The organism is Streptomyces sp. NPDC054786 (assembly GCF_053611685.1).
In genome coordinates this window covers 45,630-67,221 of sequence record NZ_JBSHAW010000016.1, presented here as the reverse complement: position 1 = coordinate 67,221, position 21,592 = coordinate 45,630, and the positions used below count along the sequence as shown (strand labels likewise).

Annotated in this window: 16 protein-coding genes and 1 pseudogene; 11 read left to right on the top strand and 6 right to left on the bottom strand. The window is 73.9% G+C overall.

Annotated elements, in window-relative coordinates; translation table 11 throughout:
• Window positions 1–36 precede the first annotated feature (36 nt).
• The gene (locus tag ACWGI6_RS15665) at window positions 37–636 is read right to left on the bottom strand and encodes a GNAT family N-acetyltransferase (protein WP_453268005.1); all 600 of its coding nucleotides are present in this window, start codon (window positions 634–636) and stop codon (window positions 37–39) included.
• A gap of 422 nt (window positions 637–1,058) precedes the next feature.
• Here ACWGI6_RS15665 and ACWGI6_RS15660 point away from each other — a divergent pair, with 422 nt between their 5' ends.
• Entirely contained in the window at window positions 1,059–2,210 is a 1,152-nt protein-coding gene (locus ACWGI6_RS15660) for an ABC transporter substrate-binding protein (RefSeq protein ID WP_453268004.1), read from the top strand.
• Between the two features lie 121 nt (window positions 2,211–2,331).
• On the opposite strand, the gene ACWGI6_RS15655 is transcribed toward ACWGI6_RS15660, so the two are convergent.
• The 4 genes from ACWGI6_RS15655 to ACWGI6_RS15640 all read right to left on the bottom strand — a co-directional run bounded on the left by ACWGI6_RS15655 (window position 2,332) and on the right by ACWGI6_RS15640 (window position 7,713).
• Window positions 2,332–3,000, bottom strand: coding sequence for a class F sortase (locus tag ACWGI6_RS15655; protein WP_453268003.1), 669 nt, complete (start codon window positions 2,998–3,000; stop codon window positions 2,332–2,334).
• 222 nt (window positions 3,001–3,222) lie between these two features.
• Window positions 3,223–4,083, bottom strand: a complete 861-nt coding sequence (locus ACWGI6_RS15650) for an LLM class flavin-dependent oxidoreductase (RefSeq protein WP_453268002.1) — start codon at window positions 4,081–4,083, stop codon at window positions 3,223–3,225.
• A 240-nt stretch (window positions 4,084–4,323) separates the two neighbouring features.
• Window positions 4,324–5,613, bottom strand: coding sequence for a GAF domain-containing protein (locus tag ACWGI6_RS15645; RefSeq protein WP_453268001.1), 1,290 nt, complete (start codon window positions 5,611–5,613; stop codon window positions 4,324–4,326).
• 456 nt (window positions 5,614–6,069) lie between these two features.
• Window positions 6,070–7,713, bottom strand: coding sequence for an acyl-CoA dehydrogenase family protein (locus tag ACWGI6_RS15640; RefSeq protein ID WP_453268000.1), 1,644 nt, complete (start codon window positions 7,711–7,713; stop codon window positions 6,070–6,072).
• Window positions 7,714–7,731: 18 nt separating this feature from the next.
• Between ACWGI6_RS15640 and ACWGI6_RS15635 the strand changes: the two genes are divergently transcribed.
• The gene (locus ACWGI6_RS15635; protein ID WP_453267999.1) at window positions 7,732–8,862 is read left to right on the top strand and encodes a YihY/virulence factor BrkB family protein; all 1,131 of its coding nucleotides are present in this window, start codon (window positions 7,732–7,734) and stop codon (window positions 8,860–8,862) included.
• A 229-nt stretch (window positions 8,863–9,091) separates the two neighbouring features.
• Complete coding sequence (locus tag ACWGI6_RS15630) at window positions 9,092–10,462, top strand: MFS transporter (protein WP_453267998.1); 1,371 nt, start codon at window positions 9,092–9,094, stop codon at window positions 10,460–10,462.
• A gap of 206 nt (window positions 10,463–10,668) precedes the next feature.
• Here ACWGI6_RS15630 and ACWGI6_RS15625 read toward each other — a convergent pair whose 3' ends face one another.
• Window positions 10,669–12,399: an IclR family transcriptional regulator domain-containing protein gene (locus tag ACWGI6_RS15625; RefSeq protein ID WP_453267997.1), complete on the bottom strand. Its 1,731-nt coding sequence runs from the start codon at window positions 12,397–12,399 to the stop codon at window positions 10,669–10,671.
• A 175-nt stretch (window positions 12,400–12,574) separates the two neighbouring features.
• Between ACWGI6_RS15625 and ACWGI6_RS15620 the strand changes: the two are divergent.
• From ACWGI6_RS15620 to ACWGI6_RS15585, 8 genes and pseudogenes are all read left to right on the top strand, one after another.
• A pseudogene (locus tag ACWGI6_RS15620) lies at window positions 12,575–13,375 on the top strand (CoA transferase subunit A); the annotation flags it as partial.
• A 291-nt stretch (window positions 13,376–13,666) separates the two neighbouring features.
• Window positions 13,667–14,500 (top strand): CoA-transferase subunit beta, encoded by an 834-nt coding sequence (locus ACWGI6_RS15615; RefSeq protein ID WP_453268081.1) that lies wholly within the window; start codon window positions 13,667–13,669, stop codon window positions 14,498–14,500.
• A complete protein-coding gene (locus ACWGI6_RS15610) occupies window positions 14,500–15,747 on the top strand; it encodes a thiolase family protein (protein WP_453267996.1) in 1,248 nt (415 codons plus the stop codon). Before ACWGI6_RS15615 ends, ACWGI6_RS15610 begins: the two co-directional genes overlap by 1 nt.
• Window positions 15,748–15,833: 86 nt before the next feature.
• Entirely contained in the window at window positions 15,834–16,703 is an 870-nt protein-coding gene (gene pcaH, locus ACWGI6_RS15605; protein WP_453267995.1) for a protocatechuate 3,4-dioxygenase subunit beta, read from the top strand.
• A complete protein-coding gene (gene pcaG, locus ACWGI6_RS15600; protein WP_453267994.1) occupies window positions 16,703–17,362 on the top strand; it encodes a protocatechuate 3,4-dioxygenase subunit alpha in 660 nt (219 codons plus the stop codon). Before pcaH ends, pcaG begins: the two co-directional genes overlap by 1 nt.
• Before the next feature lie 55 nt (window positions 17,363–17,417).
• Window positions 17,418–18,974 carry a class-II fumarase/aspartase family protein gene (locus ACWGI6_RS15595; protein ID WP_453268080.1) on the top strand — a complete coding sequence of 519 codons (1,557 nt, stop codon included), beginning with the start codon at window positions 17,418–17,420 and terminating at the stop codon, window positions 18,972–18,974.
• Window positions 18,971–20,224 (top strand): bifunctional 3-oxoadipate enol-lactonase/4-carboxymuconolactone decarboxylase PcaDC, encoded by a 1,254-nt coding sequence (gene pcaDC, locus ACWGI6_RS15590; protein ID WP_453267993.1) that lies wholly within the window; start codon window positions 18,971–18,973, stop codon window positions 20,222–20,224. Before ACWGI6_RS15595 ends, pcaDC begins: the two co-directional genes overlap by 4 nt.
• Window positions 20,221–21,423, top strand: coding sequence for a 4-hydroxybenzoate 3-monooxygenase (locus ACWGI6_RS15585; protein WP_393903909.1), 1,203 nt, complete (start codon window positions 20,221–20,223; stop codon window positions 21,421–21,423). The genes pcaDC and ACWGI6_RS15585 overlap by 4 nt, the downstream gene beginning before the upstream one ends.
• Window positions 21,424–21,592: the final 169 nt, after the last annotated feature.

The following is a 21,592-nucleotide window of genomic DNA, read 5'->3' as shown; positions in this document are numbered from 1 at the left end:
ACCTACGTCTCACATCGAGAGACAGTGTGGTGTCGATCACTCCCCGGCGGGTGTTTCGGCCGTGGTGGGCCCCGCGCCGGGCCAGGGTCCGGGAGCCGGCATCTCGGGCTCCTCGGTCACCGTGGTGTCGTACACCCGGAAGCCGCGCCGCTCGTAATTGGCCCGCGCGTGCGGGCCGTCCTTGCTGCACGTGTGCACCCACACCCGCTCGGTCCGCGCCAGCCCCGGCCACCGCTCGGCCAGGTCCCAGGCCCGCTCGGTCCCGTACGCGAGCAGCTGCCCGCCGATCCGGCGCCCCCGGAAGCCCGGGATGAGCCCGAAGTAGGCGATCTCCACGGAGCCGTCCGCCTCCGCCGCCAGCTCGATGAACCCGGCCGGCGTGCCGTGCTCGTACGCCACCCAGGTTTCCGCCCCGGGACGCCCGAGGTGCGCCACCCACTGTGCGTACGGCCACGTCAGCCGGTCGGTCCAGGTGACGTCCCCGCCGACCGCCGTATAGAGGAAGCGGCTGAATTCGGGCGACGGCACCTCGGACCGGACGATGCGGACGTCCTGCTCGGCCGGCGGCCCCTCGACGGGGGACAGGTCGGCGCGCGAGGTCTGCTGGAGGTACCACGTGGTGACCGAGATGCTCATGCGGCCAGCACATCACACCCGGTTCGGGGGCTGGGTGCGGCCCGGGGGAGGGGGCGGATGAGCGGAGGGCGAGGGGCGCGCGACGGGGGATCGTCCCGAATGGTGAGACGCCAGCTCACAGTGTGGGGTGTGGCGGGCACTGTCGGGTTGCGCTGCCGGGCTTCCTCTCTCGCGCGCAGTGGTGCGCGGAGTGTGCAGCGTGGTCGGCCTGGACGGGTGCCGTGGTGTCCCCTGCGAGCTGTGGTGGCAAGGAATCGGAGTCATGAGTTTTACCAATGTTTACCTGGCGAACACCATAGTTGGGCCTACTGTGGCCCAACTTGTCAGACAGGTCGTCGGACAGGTGCTCACCCCCCACGTGCATCCCTGGTGTGGCCCCGCATGAAACCCCTCAACCCTCTGTGCGTACCCCTGGAGAGACCGTGACCGTGTTCCTGCCGAGGACAGCCGTCCTCACCGGCGTCCTCGCCGTCGCCGCCGCACTCGCCCTCAGCGCCTGTAGCGGGTCCTCCGACGCGTCGGCCGGCGGCGGAAAGAGTGCGGCCACCGCGACCACGGCCGAGGCCTTCGGCGGCATCGACGCCCTGGCCGAGGCGGCCAAGAAGGAGGGCACGCTGCGTGCGGTCGCGCTGCCCCGCGACTGGGCCAACTACGGCGCCCTGATGGACGGCTTCAAAAAGAAGTACGGCATCAAGGTCGAGGTGGAGAACCCGAACGGCGCCAGCCAGGACGAGATCAGCGCGGTCACCTCGCGCAAGGGCCAGGACCGCGCGCCCGACGTCCTCGACCTCGGCAGCTCCTTCGCGCAGAGCGCCGCCCAGGAGGGGCTGCTCGCAACGTACATGGTCACCGGTTTCGCTGACATCCCCGATGCCCAGCGGGACTCGATCGGCCGCTGGGCGAACGACTACGGCGGCTATATCTCCTTCGGCTGCGACGCCAAGCGTGTGCAGACCTGCCCGACCAGCTTCAAGGATCTGCTCAAGCCGCAGTACAAGGGGCAGGTCGCGCTCAACGGCGACCCCACCAAGTCGGGTTCGGCCTTCGGCGCCGTGTACGCGGCCGCCCTCGCCAACGGCGGCTCCTTCGACGACATCCAGCCCGGTCTGGACTTCTTCGCCAAGCTGAAGAAGAACGGCAACTACACGTCCGTCGATTCCACCCCGGCCGGCATCGAAAAGGGCCGGACGCCGATCAGCATCGACTGGGACTACCTCAACGCCGGGTACACCAACGCGTTCAAGTCCAAGGGCCTCGACTGGAAGGTCGCGGTCCCCTCGGACGGCAAGTTCTCCCAGTACTACTCGCAGGCCATCAACAAGGACGCGCCGCACCCCGCGGCCGCGCGCCTGTGGCAGGAGTACCTCTACAGCACCGAGGGCCAGAACATCAGACTCAAGGGCTACGCCCGCCCGGCTCTGATGCCCGCCATGAAGAAGGCCGGCACGCTCGACAAGTCCGCGGCGGCGAAGCTGCCGAAGGTCTCCGGCACGCCGAGCTTCCCGACCGAGACCCAGCAGAGCAATGCCAAGGGCATCATCGCCCAGAGCTGGGGCGAACCCGCTTCCCAGTGACCGCGACTCGCGCCAGGGCCGACGTGGTGCCCGCCGCTTCCGCTCCGCGGCGGCACCGCGCGGCCGGCCGGCTCGCCTCCCCCGCAGGCGCACGACCCGCCTCGGCAACGGCCGGCGCAAGCTAGCCGGACGCCGTCATCCGGGCGAAGACCACCACATTGCCCGCGTAGCCGGAGCCCGCCTCGTAGGTGCCGCCGCAGGTCAGGATGCGCAGCTCGGGGCGTCCGGTGGTGCCGTAGACCTTCCGGGCGGGGAACTTCCGCTTGTCGAAGACCTGGATGCCGTAGACCTCGAAGACCGCGGTCCGCCCGTCCTCGCGGGTCACCCGGATCGTCCTGCCCTTCTCCACGGCGCCCAGAGCGTAGAAGACGGCGGGCCCGCTGCGACCGTCGACATGTCCGACGATGACGGCGGTGCCGTTCTCGCCCGGGGCCGGCGCGTCCTCGTACCAGCCCGCCAGCCGGGGGGCGTCGGGCGGCGGGGCCTCGATCCAGCCGTCCCTGGTCAGGCCCAGCGGCATCAGCGGCGCCGACACGCCGATCGACTCGATCGCCACCCGGGAGGGGGCGGAGCGGGGCAGCGGCGGCGGTGCTGGGCCGTCGGGCGGGAGGTCGCCGGGGAAGAGCGCGGTGCCGGCCCCCGGCTGCGGCGGCCCGTCCGCCTCACCGGACAGTCCCTGACGCACCATGCCGATGCCGATGAGCCCGGCCAGCGCCAGCACGCCCCACCGGGGCCGGCGTGCGGCCACCGGTTCCCCGGGCGTCGCTTCCTGCGGGCCTGTCGGGCTCATCGCTCACCTCCCGTGGCCGCCTCCCCGGGGTGCCCGTCCCCGGGGAGCGGTCCGCTGTCGGCACGCTAGGCGCGCGGCCGGGCAGGAGCGACAGCAGACGGCCGAACGGGTGGCGGACGCCGTATCGCCGCGTCGCCGGGCCCTACGGCCTGCCCGGCCCGCTCGCCTGCCGCTCACCACTGCCTGCCCGCACGCTGACGAACGGGCGGCGTCCGGCCGAACCTACGGCGCCGGGAACACCGCATCGGCCAGCCGCTCGACCTGGTCCGGGTCCGGGGACCAGCAGTAGAGCATCACTTCGTCCGCGCCGATCGCCCGGTAGGCGGCCACCGCCGTACGGATCTGCGTCCCCGTGGTGAGCAGCCCCTCCACGACATGCTCGGTGTAGCCGCTCGGCCGGTAGTACGCGCGCAGTTCCTCACGGGCCCGGTCGAGCGTCGGCTCCGGACCGAGGGCGACATTGATCTGGGCCAGCAGCCGCGGCCGGCCCGTACGTCCGGCCCGGGACCAGGCCTCCTCCACCGCACGGAACATGCCGTCCATCTGCGGGGGCGCGAGCGCGGCGCCGAGAAAACCGTCGCCCCAGCGGGCCACGCGCTCCCTCACGGCGGGCACGAAACCACCCAGCAGCACCTCGGGCCCACCGGGCCGGGCGGGGGCCGGACCGATCGGGCCGACGTCCTCGGAGAGCGGCTCACCGGACCAGATGCGGCGCATGGTGGCCAACTGCCGGTCGAGCCGCCGGCCGCGGGTGCGGAGGTCGACACCGGCGGCCAGATAGTCGTCGTCGCGTCCGCCGATACCGATGCCGAGGGTGAAGCGGGAGCCGGACAGCAGATCGAGCGTGGCGGCCTGCTTGGCGAGCAGCGTCGTACGGTGCAGCGGGGCGAGCAGCACCTCGGTCTGGAGCCGGACCCGGGAGGTCGCGCCGGCCAGGGTGGCCAGCGTGATCAGTGGCTCGGGGTTGGCGAACACCAGCCGGTCGAGCAGGGCGACGGTGGTGAAGGGGGTGGTTTCGGCACGCCGGGCCCAGCTCAGCAGCTGCGCGGGGTCGCCGATGGGAAGGCCAAGGCCTACGGACATGAAGGGTCCTCCAGAAGGACATTCGGGCATGAGTGATCGCGGACTGTCGTGTCGCCCACTCATTCGGCTCCGCGCGTTCGCTGCGCGCGGGCTGCTCCCGTTCTGCGACGTCCTTCTGGAGAGCTCAGGTCAGAGTGCGGCCACCCTAGGGGAAGGGAACGCACCTCCGCATCGGCTTTTCGCCCCGGCGCCCGCGTCGCCGCCGGACTGCCGTCCCGTCCTCCGGTTCCTGCCGTCCCGTCACCCCCGGCGCGCCGCCGCCACCGCGGGCGCCAACGACTGCGGCAGCAGGTGGGCGGGACGGGGCGGCAGCAGCAGCTCCACCTCGACCCCGTCCGCGAAGCGGTACGGCCGGTGCGCCAGCACGCTCGCGAAATGGCGGCGCAACCGGGACAGTTCGGCCCGCACCGTGACCGTACGGCTGTCGTCGCCGAAGAGGTCCCGGGCGAGTTCGGCGGCGCTGCGCCCCTGCGGATGCGCGGCGAGGACGAACAGCAGCTCGGCATGGCGCGGGGTCAGCTCGTGCGACCAGCTGCCGGCCGGTCCGCTGACGGTGACCGTCGAGCCGTTGCGCCCGCTGAGATCCAGCAGCACCCGGCTCGGCCCGATGTCCCGCTCCTGCCGCCCGACCCGGATCAGCCAGCCGCCGGGCAACGGCTCCAGGGTGCACATGCCGTACCGCGGCAGCCACAGCGGCCCGGCCTCGGGCGTCTTGGGCAGCGCCACCCGGTCCGGCGGCGTCAGGCCCGTCACCCCCACCACCCAGCCGCTCGGGTCGACGGCCAGCGCCCGCACGCCGCCGATCCGCGCCAGCATCGGTGCCGCGCTCGACCGCAGCCGTTCCAGGGACAGATGGTGGCGGGTGCGCAGTTCGCCCTCGGCGAGCCGGGCGACGGCGGACACCAGCGAGAGCGTCGTGGGGTGGAAGGAGGGCGCCGGACCGCTGATGTCCACCGTGCCCAGCAGCCGCCCGTCGCGCGGGTCGTGGAGCGGCGCGGCGGCACACGTCCACTGGTGGTGACTGCGGACGAAATGCTCAGCGGAGTGCACCAGCACCGGCCGACGGGCCACCAGCGCGGTGCCGATGGCGTTGGTGCCGACGACGTCCTCCGTCCAGTCGGCGCCCTTGTCGAAGCCCAGCCGGTCGGCCATCCGCCGGACCGGCGCGCTGCCCTCGCGCCACAGCACCCGGCCCTCGGCGTCGGTGACGACCATGATCTGCTGCGCGGCGTCGGCGGCCGGCAGCAGCCCCTCGTGGAGCACCGGCAGCACCGTCGCCAGCTGGGACACCTGCCGACGGTGCTCCAACTCCGCCACGGAAAGGGGGCATTGGGGGCGGTCCCGGTCCGGGTCGACGCCCGAGACCAGCACCCGGCGCCAGGATTCACCGATCACCGCGCGCGGCGCGCCGGGCGGGGCGTCGGGCCCCTCGCCCGCGAGCACCGCCCCGTGGACCGTGGCGAGGCGGTGCGCGGTGGTGCGGTTGTCCTGGGCCGACCAGACGGCGCTGTCGATCGCTCTGTCGCTCACGCTGTTCTCCGTAGTGCCCTGAGCCTCGGGTCGTGCCTCTCGTGCGCTCACCGGTCCGTCCTGGAGGGCCCATTGTCCCGGCCCGCCTCCGGGGGCTGCAACGCACTGCAACCGTTGTCGCTCATGGTGTGTTCCGGGAGGCTGGCCGGAGCGGCCGATGGTGTCCCGCCACCGCGGGTTCGCCGGTCACCCGTCGGGGACCCCGCCGGTTGTCGCCGGGGATTCCATCGGCCGCCAGGCGCGACGTCGGCACGGTGCGCCGGCCCTCACCGGCCTCGTCGTCCCGCGGCGCCGGGGACCCGCCGCAGCCCCCGGGATGCCCCTGAGACCGGGAGCGGTGCCGAGTCGGCGCGGCACCGCTCCCTGACCGACGCGGCGGCGGTATCCCCCGTTGCCTCGTGAGGCAAACGGCCCGGAGGCGACGGGAGCCGCCGCCGCGTCGGGCCGGCGCGGCGCTCAGTCGTCGGTCACCGGCCGGGCCCGCGCCACCACGGCGGCGAGATCCAGCGTGTGCGGCAGCGTCCCGAACGCCGCGCCCGCGTCGCCGCCGAGCCGGGCGGCGCAGAACGCGTCCGCGACCTCGGACGGCGCGTGGCGCACCAGCAGCGAACCCTGGAGCACCAGCGCCATCCGCTCCGTCAGCCGCCGCGCCCGCGCCTCGATGCCCTCCAGATCGGCGAGTTCGGTGAGCATCCCGGTGATGGCACGGTCCAGCCGGTGGTCCGCGCCCCGCGCCGTCCCGATCTCGGTCAGGAACGCGTTCAGCGCCTCCGGTTCGCGCCGCAGCGCCCGCAGGACGTCCAGCGCCTGGACATTGCCGGCGCCCTCCCAGATCGAGTTGAGCGGCGCCTCGCGCAGCAGCCGCGGCAGCCCTGACTCCTCCACGTAACCGTTGCCGCCCAGGCACTCCAGCGCCTCGGTGACCATCGGCGTGCAGCGCTTGGTCACCCAGTACTTCGCCGCCGGCACCGCCAGCCGCAGAAAGTGCCGGTCCTGCTCGGTGCCGCTGTCGTACGCCGCCGCCAGCCGCAGCGCGAGCGTGGTCGCCGCCTCCGACTCCAGCGCCAGATCGGCCAGCACATTGCGCATCAGCGGCTTGTCGATCAGCCGGTCCCCGAAGGCCTCCCGGTACGCGGTGTGGTGCAGCGCCTGCGTCACCGCCTGTCGCATCACCGCCGCTGACGCACTGACACAGTCCAGCCGGGTCGCCGCGACCATCTCGATGATCGTCGACACCCCGCGCCCCTCCTCGCCGACCCGGCGCGCCCAGCTCTCCCCGTCGAACTCGACCTCCGCCGAGGCGTTCGAACGGTTGCCGAGCTTGTCCTTGAGCCGCTGGATGCGGAAGGCGTTACGGCTGCCGTCCGGCAGCACCCGCGGCAGCAGAAAGCAGGTGAGCCCTCCCGGCGCCCGGGCCAGCACCAGGAAGGCGTCCGACATCGGCGCCGAACAGAACCACTTGTGACCGGTCAGTACGTATTCGCCGGGTGCGGCCAGCGGCTCGGCGCGGGTCGTGACGGTCCGTAGGTCGCTGCCGCCCTGCTTCTCCGTCATGGCCATCCCGGCCAGCGCGCCGCCCTTCTCGGCGACCGGGCGCAGCTCGTGCTCGTACACCCGCGAGGTCAGCAGCGGCTCCCACTCGGCCGCCAGCTCGGGCTCGGCGCGCAGCGTGGGCACCGCCGCATGGGTCATCGATACGGGGCAGCCGTGCCCCGCCTCGGCCTGGGTCCACACGATGAAGCCGGCGGTGCGGCGGAGATGGCCGTCCGGCCGGGACCAGGCGCCGGTCAGGCCGGCCGTGACCGCATGGCCGAGCAGCCGGTGCCACGCCGGGTGGAACTCCACCTCGTCGATGCGTCGGCCGTAGCGGTCGTGGGTGCGCAGGACCGGTGGGTTGGCGTTGGCCTGCTCGCCCCAGCGCTGGGCGTGCGCGGAGCCGGCCGCCTTCCCCAGCGTGCTCAGCTCTTCGCGTACCTCGTCGAGCCGGACGTCGGCGACATGCCGGGTGATGCCCTCGGTCAGGGCCGCGTCGCCGGCGAAGACGTCGTATCCGACCAGGGGCGGAGGCTGGTTCGTGACCATGTGAGTGGTGGCTGCCATGCCAGATACGGTAAGGAGGTGCAGCCGGCAAACGAACCAACCGAGCGGCCCGCGGGCCGTCTGACCAAGGCCCGCGCCCTCTATCGCAACGTCTCCAAGCGTCGGCTGGCCTGGCTTCTGCTCAAGGACACCGTCAACTCCTGCATGAAGTACCGCGTCACCGGCCTGGCCGCCGAGGCCGCCTTCTGGAGCCTGTTGTCGCTGCCGCCGCTGATCCTCGGGCTCCTGGGCGTGCTCGGCTATACGAACGCATGGATCGGGCACGACACCATCGACAGCGTCCGCCGGCACATCCTCGGCGCCGCCGGCACCGTGCTGTCCGGCAAGGGCGTGAACGAGATCGCCCGGCCGCTGCTCGACGATGTCTTCACCGGCCGCCGCCCGGACATCATCTCCCTCGGCTTCGCCATCGCCCTGTGGTCCGGATCCCGGGCGATGAACGTCTTTGTCGACACCATCACCATCATGTACGGGCTCGACGGCCGGCGCGGCATCATCAGGACCCGGCTGCTGGCGTTCGCGCTGTACCTCGCCGCGCTGGTCGTGGGGGCCGTCGCACTGCCGCTGATGGTCGCCGGCCCCGACACCGTCGTCAGCTGGCTGCCGGCCAGCGAGCACATCATCCGGGCGCTGTACTGGCCGGTCGTCCTGCTGCTGTCGGTCGCCTTTCTGACCACGCTTTACCACGCGTCCGTACCGGTCCGTTCGCCCTGGCCGGAGGACATTCCCGGTGCGGTGGTCGCGCTCGGCATGTGGGTGCTCGGCAGCATTCTGCTGCGGCTCTATCTCACCTCGACGGTCGAGGGGCCCACGATCTACGGCTCGTTGGCGGCTCCGGTCGCCGTACTGCTGTGGATCGGGGTGTCCGCCTTCGCGGTGCTGGTCGGGGCCGCGATGAACGCCTCACTCGACCGGGTGTGGCCGTCGGTCGCCACGGCCGCGGCCCGCGAGGAGGTCGCACGGCGGGCGGCGGCGAAGGCGGAGGCGAAGACGGGAGCCGGTGAGGCGGACGCCGGCGACGCGAAGGGGGCGGCGGACGGCGGTGACCGCGGCCGTGGCGGCGACGGCGACGGCGGTCGCGGCGAGGGGCGTCACGATGACGGTGGCCATGGCGGTGGCCGCGGCGCCGACGGCCCGCGCGACGACTGAGCCGGCGCACCCCGTCCGGCCGCACCGTGGGCCGCCGTGCCTTCTGCGCCGCTGTCCATGAAGGCGTGCGCAAGCCATTGACAGCCCCGGGACTCCGGCAGATGATCCATGCCGACTCCTTCGCGAACGAAAGTTCACCAGGCGAACTTCCGTCTTCCGGCCGTCACCTCGCGCTGCGTGCCGCGTGCCGCACACGTCGCGCCTCGTGCATCGTGAATCCGAGGTCCCCATGTCTCCCACCGGCCCTCCGCCGTCCACCGGCCCGTCCGCCGACTCCCACCGCCGGCACACCTTCCGCTCCGTCGCGCCCGTCCTGGCGCTGTGCTGGCTCGCCGTCTTCTTCGACGGCATGGACGTCAACATCTACGGCGCCGTCATGCCGCACATGCTCGACGACCCCGGACTCGGCCTCACCCCCGGCGGGGCCGGCACGATCGGCAGCTGGACGACCTTCGGCATGCTGATCGGCGCCCTCGGCACCGGCACCCTCACCGACTGGCTGGGCCGCCGCCCGGTCCTGGTCGCCAGCGTGCTGCTGTTCTCCGCCGGGTCAGCGGTCTGCGCGCTGTCCGGCGCGCCGGGGCCGTTCGGCGCCGGCCGCTTTCTCGCCGGTCTGGGCCTCGGCGGCCTGATGCCCCTCTGCCTCTCGATGGTGATGGAGTTCGCACCGCCCCGGCGTGCCGCACTCGCCACCGGCCTGCTGATGACCTCGTACCACGCGGGCGGCATGTTCGCGACGGGCCTGGGCCTGACGCTCGCCCCCGTGCTCGGCTGGCGCTGGGTGTTCTGGGCCGGTGTGCTGCCCGCGGTCATCGCCGCCCCGCTGCTGCTGCGCCTGCTGCCGGAGTCGCCCAACGTGCTGCTCGCCAAGGGCCGTACCGCCGAGGCCGACGCGGTTGCCGACCGCTACGGCATGGCCCGCCCCGTCCCCGCCGACGCACCGGCCCAGGGAGCCAAGGGCCGGCTGGCCGCGGTCCTCGCGCTGTTCCGCCCCGGCGCACGCTGGGCGACGCCGCTGCTGTGGCTCGCCTCGTTCTGCGGTCTGCTCCTGGTGTACGGCGTCAGCACCTGGCTGCCGCAGATGATGCGTGCCGCCGGCTACGGCCTCACGTCCTCGGTGAGCTTTCTGCTCATCATCAACGCGGGCGGCATCGTCGGCATGCTGATCGCGGGACGCACCGCCGACCGCTACGGCCCCGTCAAGGTCTCCGCCGTCTGGTTCCTGCTGACCGCCGCCGGTGCGCTGCTCCTCGGGGCGCAGCTGCCGCTCGGCCTCACCTATGTGGTCGTCGCCGTCACCGGTGTCTGGCTCTTCAGCGCGCAGGTGATGGTCTACGCGGCGGCCGACCGGGTCTATCCGGCCGCCGAACGGGCCACCGGCATCGGCTGGGTCACCGGCATCGGCCGCACCGGCGCGGTGGTCGGCCCCTGGCTGGGCGGCACCCTCGCCGCCACCGGCAACGACCAACTGGGCTTCACCGCCTTCGCGTTGGCCGGTCTGCTGGGCGCGCTCGCCATCGGCCTGGTGCCGCTCGCCCGGCGCCTCGGCCGTCCCGCGGCGACCGCACCGGCACCGACGGCGGTCAGCGCGGAGCCGTGACGGCGGCCGAGGGCGCCGCACCCGGGTACCGATCCCGCGAGAGGCCGAGGACGTCCGGCACGGGCTCGGAGCGGGCCGGGCGCCGCACCCGGCTCAGGTTCTTCCGGCAGCGCGGTGAAGGGCGGGCCGGGCGGCCTCGGGTGCCCGGCTGCCCCCGCGCCGCCGTCGCACGCCGGCGGGATCACCCGTCGCGCCCGTAGGGGCGTTCACAGCGCCGGGATCCGCGCATACCGTCCCGCCACGTGCAGGTCGGCCTCGATTTCGGCGGCGGCGGTGCGCAGGGCCGGGAGGAGGGTGTCGCGGGCCTCGGCGGGGGTGCAACGGCCCGCGTGGGTGGAGACGTTGACGGCGGCGACGACACGGCCGGTGCGGTCCCGTACGGGGACGGCGAGGGAGCGCAGGCCCTCTTCCAGCTCCTCGTCGACGAGGGCGTAGCCGTGGGTGCGGACCTCTTCCAGGGTGGCGAGGAGCTGTTCGGGGTCGGTCACGGTGTGGCGGGTGAGCGGTTTGAGGTCGGTGAGGGCCAGTCGTGCGGAGAGTTCGGCCGGGGGCAGGTCGGCGAGCAGGACGCGGCCCATGGAGGTCGGGTACGCCGGGAAGCGGGTGCCCAGGGTGATGTTGACGCTCATGATGCGCACGGTGGGGACCCGGGCGACGTACTGGATGTCGTCGCCGGAGAGGACCGCCATCGAGGCGGAGTCGTGTACCCGCTCGACCAGCGCGGCCAGGTGTGGTTGGGCGACGGCGGGCAGGGTGAGGGCCGAGAGGGGGGCGAAGCCCAGCTCCAGCACCTTCGGTGTCAGGCGGAAGAGCTTGCCGTCGGTGGCGAGGTAGCCCAGGTGTGCCAGGGTGATCAGGGCGCGGCGGGCGGTCGCCCGGGCCAGGCCGGTGTCCTCCGCCACTGCGGTGAGCGGGAGTTCGGCGCGCCCGGCACCGAAGGCGGTGAGGGTGATCAGCCCGCGGGCCATCGATTCGACGAATTCGGGGCCCAGTTCCTGCTTGGACGCCCGCATCCAGGTGGCGTGCGAGGTGTGGGAGGGGCCGGGCGCCGCGTCGGTGGCGGGTGGGGCCTCCCGCGGCAGGCTCAGGGCGTACTCCATGGCTGAGACCGTCTCGCGGAGGCGCGGGAGCACCGCGTCCGGCAGCTCGGCGGCGCTCAGCCGGCTGGTGTGGCTGACGACGCTGAGGGCGCAGACCGGGCGGCCGGTGGTGTCGTGGACCGGCATCGCCACCGCGACCAGGCCCGGTTCGATGAGCTGGTCGTCCAGGGACCAGCCGGTGGCGCGTGCCGCGGCCACCCGGGCCTCGAAACCAATGGGCGCCGCGGCATCCGTGCCCGGCCCGGCCGTGGGGTCCGCCCCGTCCTCGGCGCGCCGCGGGGGTACGGCCGGAAAGCCCGCGTCCGTCGGGTCGGCCGCGCGGCGCGACCGCCAGCGCCGCCAGTCCGCCGCGTCCCACCGGTCCGCGAACAGCGCCCCGGGCGCGCCCCGCTCGGCGGGCAGCAGATCGCCGATGCGGAAGGCGAGCGACATGGCGCGGCGGCGGGTCGCCTGGTGGACGAAGCGCACCCCGTCGCCGTCCGGCACCGCGAGGGAGAGCGACTCGTCCAGCTCGTCGGCCAGCCGGTCGGCGAGGGGGCCGAGCCGGTCGGGGAGTTCGGAGGCGGCGAGGTAGGCGTTGCCGAGCTCCAGCAGCCGGGGCGCGAGCACCGCGTCCCGCCCCTCGGTCCGTACGTAGCCGAGGCGGGCGAGGGTGCTCAGTACCCGGTCGACGGTGGAGCGGGCGAGGCCGGTGAGGCGTACCAGGTCGCCCACCGGCCGCCGGCCGCCGCCGGCCGCCAGCTCCCGCAGCACGGACAGGCTGCGCATCAGCGGCCCCACCGCTTCCGGAGGGGGCGGAGGCGGTGCGGACGGGGCGGTGGCGGCGGGCTGGGTCATGGCCTCTCCATGGTGCGGCGATCTCGTCGGAACCGTACCCGGGCGGACCGTTGACAGGGCCGGGGGCCGGGGCCAAACTCGGGGCAGCTCAATTATGAACTTAAGTTCACTGTGCGAACAAGTTGATGAGGGGCGGCCGTGAGGCCGGGCCCCGGCACGACCCGAGGGCGAGGACATGGCCGACATCCGTTCCCTGCACGATGCCGTCGCGGAGCTGATCCACGACGGTGACTCCGTGGCGCTGGAGGGGTTCACCCACCTCATCCCGTTCGCCGCGGCGCACGAGATCATCCGTCAGGGCATCAAGGGCCTCACGCTGGCCCGGATGACCCCGGACGTGGTCTACGACCAGCTGATCGGCGCGGGGGTGGCCGCCAAGCTGGTCTTCTCCTGGGGCGGCAATCCGGGCGTCGGTTCACTGCACCGCTTCCGGGACGCGGTCGAGAACGGCTGGCCCGCCCCGCTGGAGATCGACGAACACAGCCACGCCGGGATGGCCAACCGCTACGCCGCGGGCGCGGCACGGCTCCCGTTCGCCGTGCTCCGCGGCTACCGCGGCAGCGATATCCCGGCCCGTACGTCCACGGTCTCCACCGTCGTCTGCCCGTTCACCGGCGAGGAACTGGCCGCCGTCGCCGCCCTCGCGCCGGACGTCACGGTCATCCATGCGCAGCAGGCGGACCCGGCGGGCAACGTCCAGCTGTGGGGCCTGACCGGGGTGCAGAAGGAAGCGGCGCTGGCCGCCAGGCGTGTGCTGGTCACCGTCGAGGAGGTCGTCGAGGCACTGGAGCCCCGTCCCGGCGGCGTCGTCCTGCCCACGTGGGTCGTCGACGCGGTCGCGGTCGTCCCCGGTGGCGCCCATCCGTCGTATGCGGCGGGCTACTCGGTCCGTGACAACGCCTTCTACCGGGAATGGGACCGCATTTCGCGGGACCGGGCGGCGTTCGGGCGGTGGCTCGGGGAGTGCGTGAACCGGGAGCCCGGGGAGGAGGACAGGCCCGGGGCGCAGGAGGAGCAGGGCGGCCAAGGCGAACGGGGCGACGGGAGCGAACGGGGGGAGGCGGACCCGGCGCGGATGCCGGCCACGGTGTCGGTGACGGGAGCCACCGCTGCCGCGATGGCCGCCGCCCCGTCGACAGCCCGCGCCACCACCCCTGGCGCCGCCCCCGAAGCCGTACCGGAGCCCGCCCCTGAGGCGGCCCCGGAGTCCGTCCCCGAACAAGCCCCCGAGCCCGTCCCCGAGTCCACCCCTGAGGGAGCCCCGGAGATGGCCCCCGAATGCACCCCCGACGAGCTGATGGAGATCAACGCCGCTCGTGCCCTGGCCGGTGCGCGGAGCTGCTTCGTCGGCATCGGGCTGCCCAGTACGGCCGCCAACCTCGCCCGCCGTACGGTCAATCCGGATCTGGTGCTCGTCTACGAGTCCGGCACCATCGGCTCGAAGCCGACCCGGCTGCCGCTGTCCATCGGGGACGGCGAGCTGGCCGACACCGCGGACTCGGTGGTGTCCGTGCCGGAGATGTTCAACTACTGGCTGCAGGGCGGCCGGATCGATGTCGGCTTCCTCGGCGCCGCACAGGTCGACCGGTTCGCCAATATCAACACCACCGTCGTCCGGCGTGGCCCCGGCCGTCCCGAGGGGCGGCTGCCCGGTGCGGGCGGTGCTCCCGAAATCGCCGCCAACTGCGGGCAGGTGCTGATGGTTCTGCGGCACAGCCGCCGTAACTTCGTCGGTTCTCTGGACTTTGTGACCACCCTCGGCCACGGCACCGGCCCCCGGGACCGGGCGGCACTCGGACTGCCCGGCGCCGGGCCGACCGCGGTCATCACCGACCTCGGCGTGCTGCGCCCCGACCCGGTCACCGCGGAACTCGTCCTCACCGATCTGCACCCGGGAGTGACGGTCCGACAGGTACGGGAGGCCACCGGCTGGGACCTCAAGGAGGCCGGCCGGATCGGTGTCACGGCCCCGCCCACCGCCGCCGAACTCACCGCCCTGCGGGCCCTGAAGGCGGCCACGCACGACACCTCCGGTGTACCGGCGCACGACACCCCCGCCACAGGCACGGCCGACGCCCACCGCTCCCGGAAGGACGCCTGATGCTCACCGACCGCCCCCGGGACGTCCATGTCGTCGATGCCGTCCGCACCCCCTTCGGCAGATACGGCGGCATGCTCTCCGCAGCCCGTCCCGACGACCTCGCCGCGCATGTCGTCAGGGCCCTCGTGGACCGCGCGCCCGGACTGGATCCGGCCAGGATCGATGACGTCTACCTCGGCAACGCCAATGGCGCGGGTGAGGAGAACCGCGATGTGGCGCGGATGGCGGTGCTGCTCGCGGGGCTGCCGGTGACCGTGCCCGGTGTCACGGTCAACCGCCTCTGCGGCTCGGGTATGGAGGCGGTCATCCAGGCCGCCAGGGCCGTCGCGCTCGGCGATGCCTCCGTGGCCGTCGCCGGCGGCGTGGAGTCGATGAGCCGCGCGCCCTGGGTGCTGCCCAAGCCCGAACGGGCCTTCCCCGCAGGGCCGCAGACCCTGCACTCCACCACCCTGGGCTGGCGGCTGACCAACCCGCGGATGCCCGACGAGTGGACCGTCGCCCTCGGCGAGGGCGCGGAACTGATCGCCGACCGTTACGGCATCACCCGTGCGCAACAGGACGCCTATGCGCTGGCCAGTCATGAGAAGGCGGCGCGGGCCCGGAAGGACGGCGCCTTCGACGCGGAGGTCGTGCCGTACGAGGACGATGCCGTGGGTGCGGCCGTGCGCCACGACGAGTGCATCCGTGAGGACACCTCACTCCAGGCGCTGGGAAAGCTGCGGCCCGCCTTCCGCAAGGCGGGCGAGGCGAGGCGGGGGCCCGGCCGGCCGGAGGCCGGGGGAGGCACCGTCACCGCCGGCAACTCCTCCCCGCTGAACGACGGGGCGGCGGCGCTGCTGCTGATGGACGAACAGGGGCTGCGCGCCTCCGGGTGCGAACCACTCGCCCGGATCCGCAGCAGCGCCGTTACCGGGATCGCACCGCAGTACTTCGGGCTCGGCCCGGTCGAGGCGGCCGGGCGGGCCCTGGAGAAGGCCGGGCGCGGCTTCGATGCGCTGCGCACCGTCGAGCTGAACGAGGCGTTCGCCGCCCAGGCGCTCGGCTGTCTGGCCGGCTGGCCGGATCTCGACCCCGGCCTCGTCAACCCGCACGGCGGCGCCCTTGCCCTCGGTCATCCGCTCGGCGCCTCCGGGGCCCGGATCACGGGCGCGGTCGCCCACCGACTGGCCGCCGCCGGCACGGGTACGGGACTGGCGACGCTGTGCATCGGCGTGGGGCAGGGGCTCGCCGTGGTGCTGGAGAGGTAGCACCCGCACACCCCCACCTGCTGCGCCCGTCCCGTCCGCCCGCCCGTCGGCCCCAACCCGTGACCCACCGCATGGAGATGGCACCCATGGCCCTGCCCCCGACCACCCCGCCCGGCGGCTCCCCCGTCCCCGTCCCCGCTCCCGCCCCCGTTGCCCCGCCCCGGCGCGCCCCCGTCGCCCCGCCCCTCCCCACCCAGGCCGACATCAGCCGCGAGATCGCCGCCCTGCACACCGCCGGCGAACGCGACCGGGCGGCGGGCGCCCCGCCCCTCGAACACCCCGCGCGGGACTACGCCCCGTACCGCAGCAGCGCCTTGCGCCACCCCCACCGGCCGCCGGTCGAGATCGACCACCGTGCCGATCCGGAGGCCGTGGAGCTCCACGGACCCGCGTTCGGCGTCACGGACATCACCGAGCTGGACGCCGATCTCACCCGGCAGCACGCCGGTGAGCCGCTCGGCGAACGCATCACCGTCACCGGCCGCATCCTGGACCGCACCGGCCGCCCCGTACGCGGTCAACTCGTCGAGATCTGGCAGGCCAACGCCTCCGGCCGGTACGCCCACCAGCGCGACCAGCACCCGGCCCCGCTCGACCCCCACTTCACCGGCGTCGGCCGCTGTCTGACCGATGACGAGGGCCGCTACGCGTTCACCACCGTCAAGCCCGGCGCCTACCCGTGGCGCAATCACCACAACGCCTGGCGCCCGGCCCATATCCACTTCTCGCTCTTCGGGTCGGCCTTCACCCAGCGGCTGATCACCCAGATGTACTTCCCCGGCGATCCGCTCTTCCCCTACGACCCGATCCTCGGTTCGGTCACCGACCCCGCGGCCCGCGCCCGCCTGGTCGCCGCCTACGACCACGAACTGTCCCGCCCCGAAACCTCCCTGGGCTACCGCTGGGACGTGGTCCTGGACGGCCCGTCCGCCACCTGGATCGAGGAAGGCCGCTGATGCCCCGCGCCACCACCCGCCACGACCCGGCCGACCGGGCGCCCGGCGCACCGCCGGTGCCGCACGCCCCGACCCCCGCACAGACCGTCGGGCCGTTCTACGGCTACGCCCTCCCCTTCCCCGGCGGCGAGCGGATCGCACCGGCCGGCCACCCGGGGACGGTCACCGTGCACGGCTGCGTACGGGACGGCGCCGGCACCCCCGTGCCGGACGCCCTGCTGGAGTTCTGGCAGGCGGGCCCGGACGGCAGCCTCACCGGCGCGCCCGGTTCGCTGCGCCGGGACCCGGCGACCGGCGCGGTCATCGGCCGCAACGGCGTGGACTTCACCGGCTTCGGACGGGTGCCGACCGACGCCGACGGGCACTACGCCGTCCGCACGCTGCCGGCCACCGCTCCCGCCGGGCGCCCGGACGCCGCGCCGTACCTCGCCGTGTGTGTCTTCGCCCGTGGACTGCTCCATCACCTGTTCACCCGGGTCTACTTCCCCGAGCATGCGACGGCCCACGCCGCCGACCCGTTGCTCGCGCGGCTGCCCGCTGACCGGGCGCGTACGCTGCTCGCCCGCCCCGACGGCCCCGGCCGGTACCGCTTCGACGTCCATCTGCAGCAGGCGGAGGACGGCACGTACGAGGAGACGGTCTTCCTTGCCTTCCGCTGACCTGCCGGGGGCCGGCACGTCCTCGTCGGCCGAACTCCCTTACGACGACGCCGACATGGGGTTGCTGGCTCCGTCCTGGGCCGGCTCCGCCGTGGCCCGCGTCACCGGTGACGCCGGCTATCTGCGTGCCCTGCTCGACGCCGAGGCCGCGCTGACCCGTGCCCAGGCCGCCCTCGGCCTCGCACCGGAGCAGGCCGCCGCCGCCGTCACCGCCGCGGCCGCCGGCCTCCACCGCGACGACCCCCGAACCCTCGCGCTGCGCGCCCGCGCCGCGGGCAACCCGGTGGTCCCGCTCGTCGCCGACCTGACGGCCGCCGTCGCCTCCCGCGACCCGAAGGCCGCCGCCTATGTCCACCGGGGCGCCACCAGCCAGGACATCCTTGACACCGCCACGATGCTGGTCTGCGCCCGCGCCGTGGACACGGTGCTGGTGGACCTCACCCGCACCGCCGACGCGCTGCACCGTACGGCCGCGGAACACCGCGACACCCCGATGGCGGGCCGCACCCTCACCCAGCACGCGGTGCCGACCACCTTCGGCCTCAAGGCCGCGGGCTGGCGCAGCCTCGTGCTCGACGCCCGCGACCGGCTCGCGTCCGTACGGGCCGCGCTGCCCGTGCAACTGGGCGGTGCGGCCGGAACCCTGGCCGCGTTCCACGCCTACGCCGAATCCGAAGCCGAATCCGAAGCCGAGTCCGAATCCGAAGGCGGACCCGGACCCGGACCCGAACTCGAAGCCGGGCCCGCACCCGAAGCCGAGCGCGGGCCCGCGCCCGCCCCCGACCTGGGCGGACAGCTCCTGGCCCGCTACGCCGCCGAGACCGGACTCGCCGAACCGGCCCTGCCCTGGCACACCTTGCGCACCCCCGTCGCCGATCTGGCCGGTGCGCTCGCCTTCACCGCGGGCGCCCTCGGCAAGCTCGCCGCCGATGTCCTCACCCTCTCCCGCACGGAGCTCGGCGAGCTCTCCGAGGGCACCGGCGGGGGGTCCTCCGCGATGCCGCACAAGGCCAACCCGGTGCGCGCCACGCTGATCGCGGCCGCCGCCCGGCAGGTCCCGGCCCTGGCCGCGGTGCTCTACGGGTGCCTCGCCGCCGAGGACGAGCGCCCGGCCGGCGCCTGGCACGCCGAATGGCAGCCGCTGCGGGACGCCCTGCGGGTGGCCGGCGGCGCGGCCCGGGACGCCGCCGAACTCACCGCGGAACTGCGGGTCCACCCGCACCGCATGCGGCAGAACCTCGACGCGACCGGCGGACTGGTCGTCACCGAACGCCTCGTCGCGGCCCTCACCGCCCTGACCGGCCGCGACGAGGCCCGCCGCATCATGGACACGGCGGCCCGGCGCACCGCGGCGGAGGGCATCGAGCTGGCCACGGCGCTGCACGACGCGCTGCACACGGCCCGGGGCGAGGACGGGGCTGCCGCCGGGCCGCCGAAGGGTTCCGCCCCGTCCGCTGCCCCGGCTGTCCCGTCCGGCGCCCCGGCCGTGCCCTCCCTCCCCGAGTCCCGTCTGCGTCAACTCCTCGATCCCACAGCCTATTTGGGGTCCGCCGGTGCCCTGGTGGACCGCGCGCTGGCCCGCACCGAGAACGACCCGCAGGAGTCCGAATGACCCAGTCACCCGCCGCCCCGCTCCTCCATCACACCGTGGACGGCCCCGAAGACGCCCCGCCACTCCTCCTGGGCCCCTCGCTCGGCTCCTCGCACGCCGTATGGGACCCCCAACTCCCCGCCCTGGCACGCCGGTACCGCGTCGTACGCTGGGATCTGCCCGGCCACGGCGGCACCCCCACCGACGTACTGGCTCCCGCACCGGTCCCCACCACCACCGTCCCCGAGCTGGCCCGGCTGGTCCTGGATCTCGCCGACTCCCTTGGCATCGAACGGTTCGCCCACGCCGGGATCTCGCTCGGCGGCGCCGTCGGTGCCTGGCTCGCCGCCCATCACCCCGAGCGGATCGCCTCGCTCGCCCTGATCTGCTCAGCCGCCCGGTTCGGCGAGCCGGCCGGATGGCGGGAGCGGGCCGCCCTCGTACGGGAAGCGGGGCTCGGACCGGTCGCCGAGACCACCGCGACCCGCTGGTTCACCCCGTCCTTCGCCGGCTCCCCGCAGGCCGTGGCCCTGGTCGACACGGTGCGCAGCGGGGTGGCGCCCGCGGGCTACGCGGCCTGCTGCGACGCGCTCGCCGGCTACGATCTGCGCGCCGATCTGGCCCGGATCACCGCCCCCACACTGGTCGTCGCGGGCCGCGCCGATCCGGCCACCCCGCCCGCCTGCGCCCGCGAACTCACTGACGGCATCCCGGACGCGAGCCTGGTCGAACTGGCCGCCGCCGCCCACCTCGCGAACGTCGAACGCCCGGCCCCGGTGCTGGCCGCCCTGCTCGGCCATCTCGCCGCGCACCCGCAGGACGGCCCGGCGGATCCGGCCGCCGGCCTCCCCGCCGCGGACGACCGATCCCGGCACGCGGCGGGCACCGCCGTACGCCGTGCCGTCCTCGGCGACGCCCATGTGGACCGGTCCCAGGCCCGCACCAGCGCCCTCACCGAGGTCTTCCAGGACTTCATCACCCGCTACGCCTGGGGTGAGATCTGGACCCGCCCCGGGCTGTCCCGCCGGACGCGCAGCTGCATCACCCTCACCGCGCTGGTGGCCCGCGGCCACCACGACGAACTGGCGATGCATCTGCGGGCCGCCCTCCGCAACGGCCTCACCCCGCAGGAGATCCAGGAAGTCCTCCTCCAGTCGGCCGTGTACTGCGGCGTCCCGGCCGCCAACACCGCCTTCGCCGTCGCCGACCGCATCGTCGCCGCACACCTCGACGACCCGGCACCGCACACCGCGGAAGGAACCGAGAAGTGAACCGCACCCGCCACAGCACGGTCGGCATCATCGGCGGCGGCCCGGCGGGGCTGCTGCTCGCCCGGCTGCTGCACCGTTCCGGCGTCGACTGTGTCGTCCTGGAGAGCCGGGACCGCGCTTACGTCGAACAGCGGCAGCGCGCGGGAATCCTGGAACAGGGCACCGTCGATGTGCTGCGCGCCTGCGGGGCGGGGGAGCGGATGGACCGTGCGGGCCTGGTCCACGACGGTGTCGAGCTGCGCTGGGACCGGCGCGCCCACCGTCTCGATTTCCCGGCGCTGACCGGCGGCCGACGGGTGACGGTCTACGCCCAGACGGAGGTGGTGAAGGACCTGATCGCCCTGCAGCTCGACGACGGGGCGCCGCTGCTGTTCGGGGCGCAGGCGCTGGAGGTGACGGGCGCGGACACCGGCCGGCCCGGTATCCGTTATCGCCACCAGGGCCGCGAGCAGACCCTGACCTGTGACTACGTCGTCGGCTGCGACGGCTTCCACGGCGTGGCCCGGCAGGCGGTACCGGAGCACGCACGCCGCACCTACGAGCGCGGCTACCCGTACTCCTGGCTCGGTGTGCTCGCCGATGTCCCGCCCTCCTCCGACGAGTTGATCTACGCTCACTCCGCACGCGGCTTCGCGCTGTTCAGCATGCGCACACCGACCGTCAGCCGGCTCTACCTCCAGGTCCCCAACGGCACCGACCCGGCGGACTGGCCCGACGACCGCATCTGGGACGAACTGGAGGCGCGGGCCGCGATCGACGCCCCCTGGAAACCGGCCCGCGGGCCGCTCACCGCCAAGGCCGTACTGCCCATGCGGAGTTCGGTCACCGAACCGATGCGGTACGGGCGGGTGCTGCTGGCCGGCGATGCGGCGCATATCGTGCCGCCCACCGGGGCCAAGGGCCTCAACCTCGCCGTCGCCGATGTCACCGTGCTGGCCCACGCCCTCGACCGGCTGCACCACACCGGCTCGACGGAGCTGCTCGACGCCTACTCCGACACCTGTCTGCGCCGGGTCTGGCGCGCCGAACACTTCTCGTACTCCATGACGACGACCCTGCACACCGCCCCGGACCAGAGCCCGTTCGACACCCGGCTGCAGCTCTCCCGGCTCGACCGGATCGCCGCCTCCCCGCATGCCGCCGCGGAGCTGGCGGAGAACTACACGGGGCTGCCCTTCGACGTCGGGACTCTCCACTGAGGCCGGACCGCCCCCTGACATCGGGGCTGCCACTGACATCGGGGCAAGCAACTGCGTGTTTCCCAACTGGGCGACACATCCCGGTACTTCGGGATCTCCTTGGCGTCCTTCCCCTGCTCACGCCCGTGTTAGCCGGACGTTAGCGGAGCGGCAGCCTCGCGACAGTGGC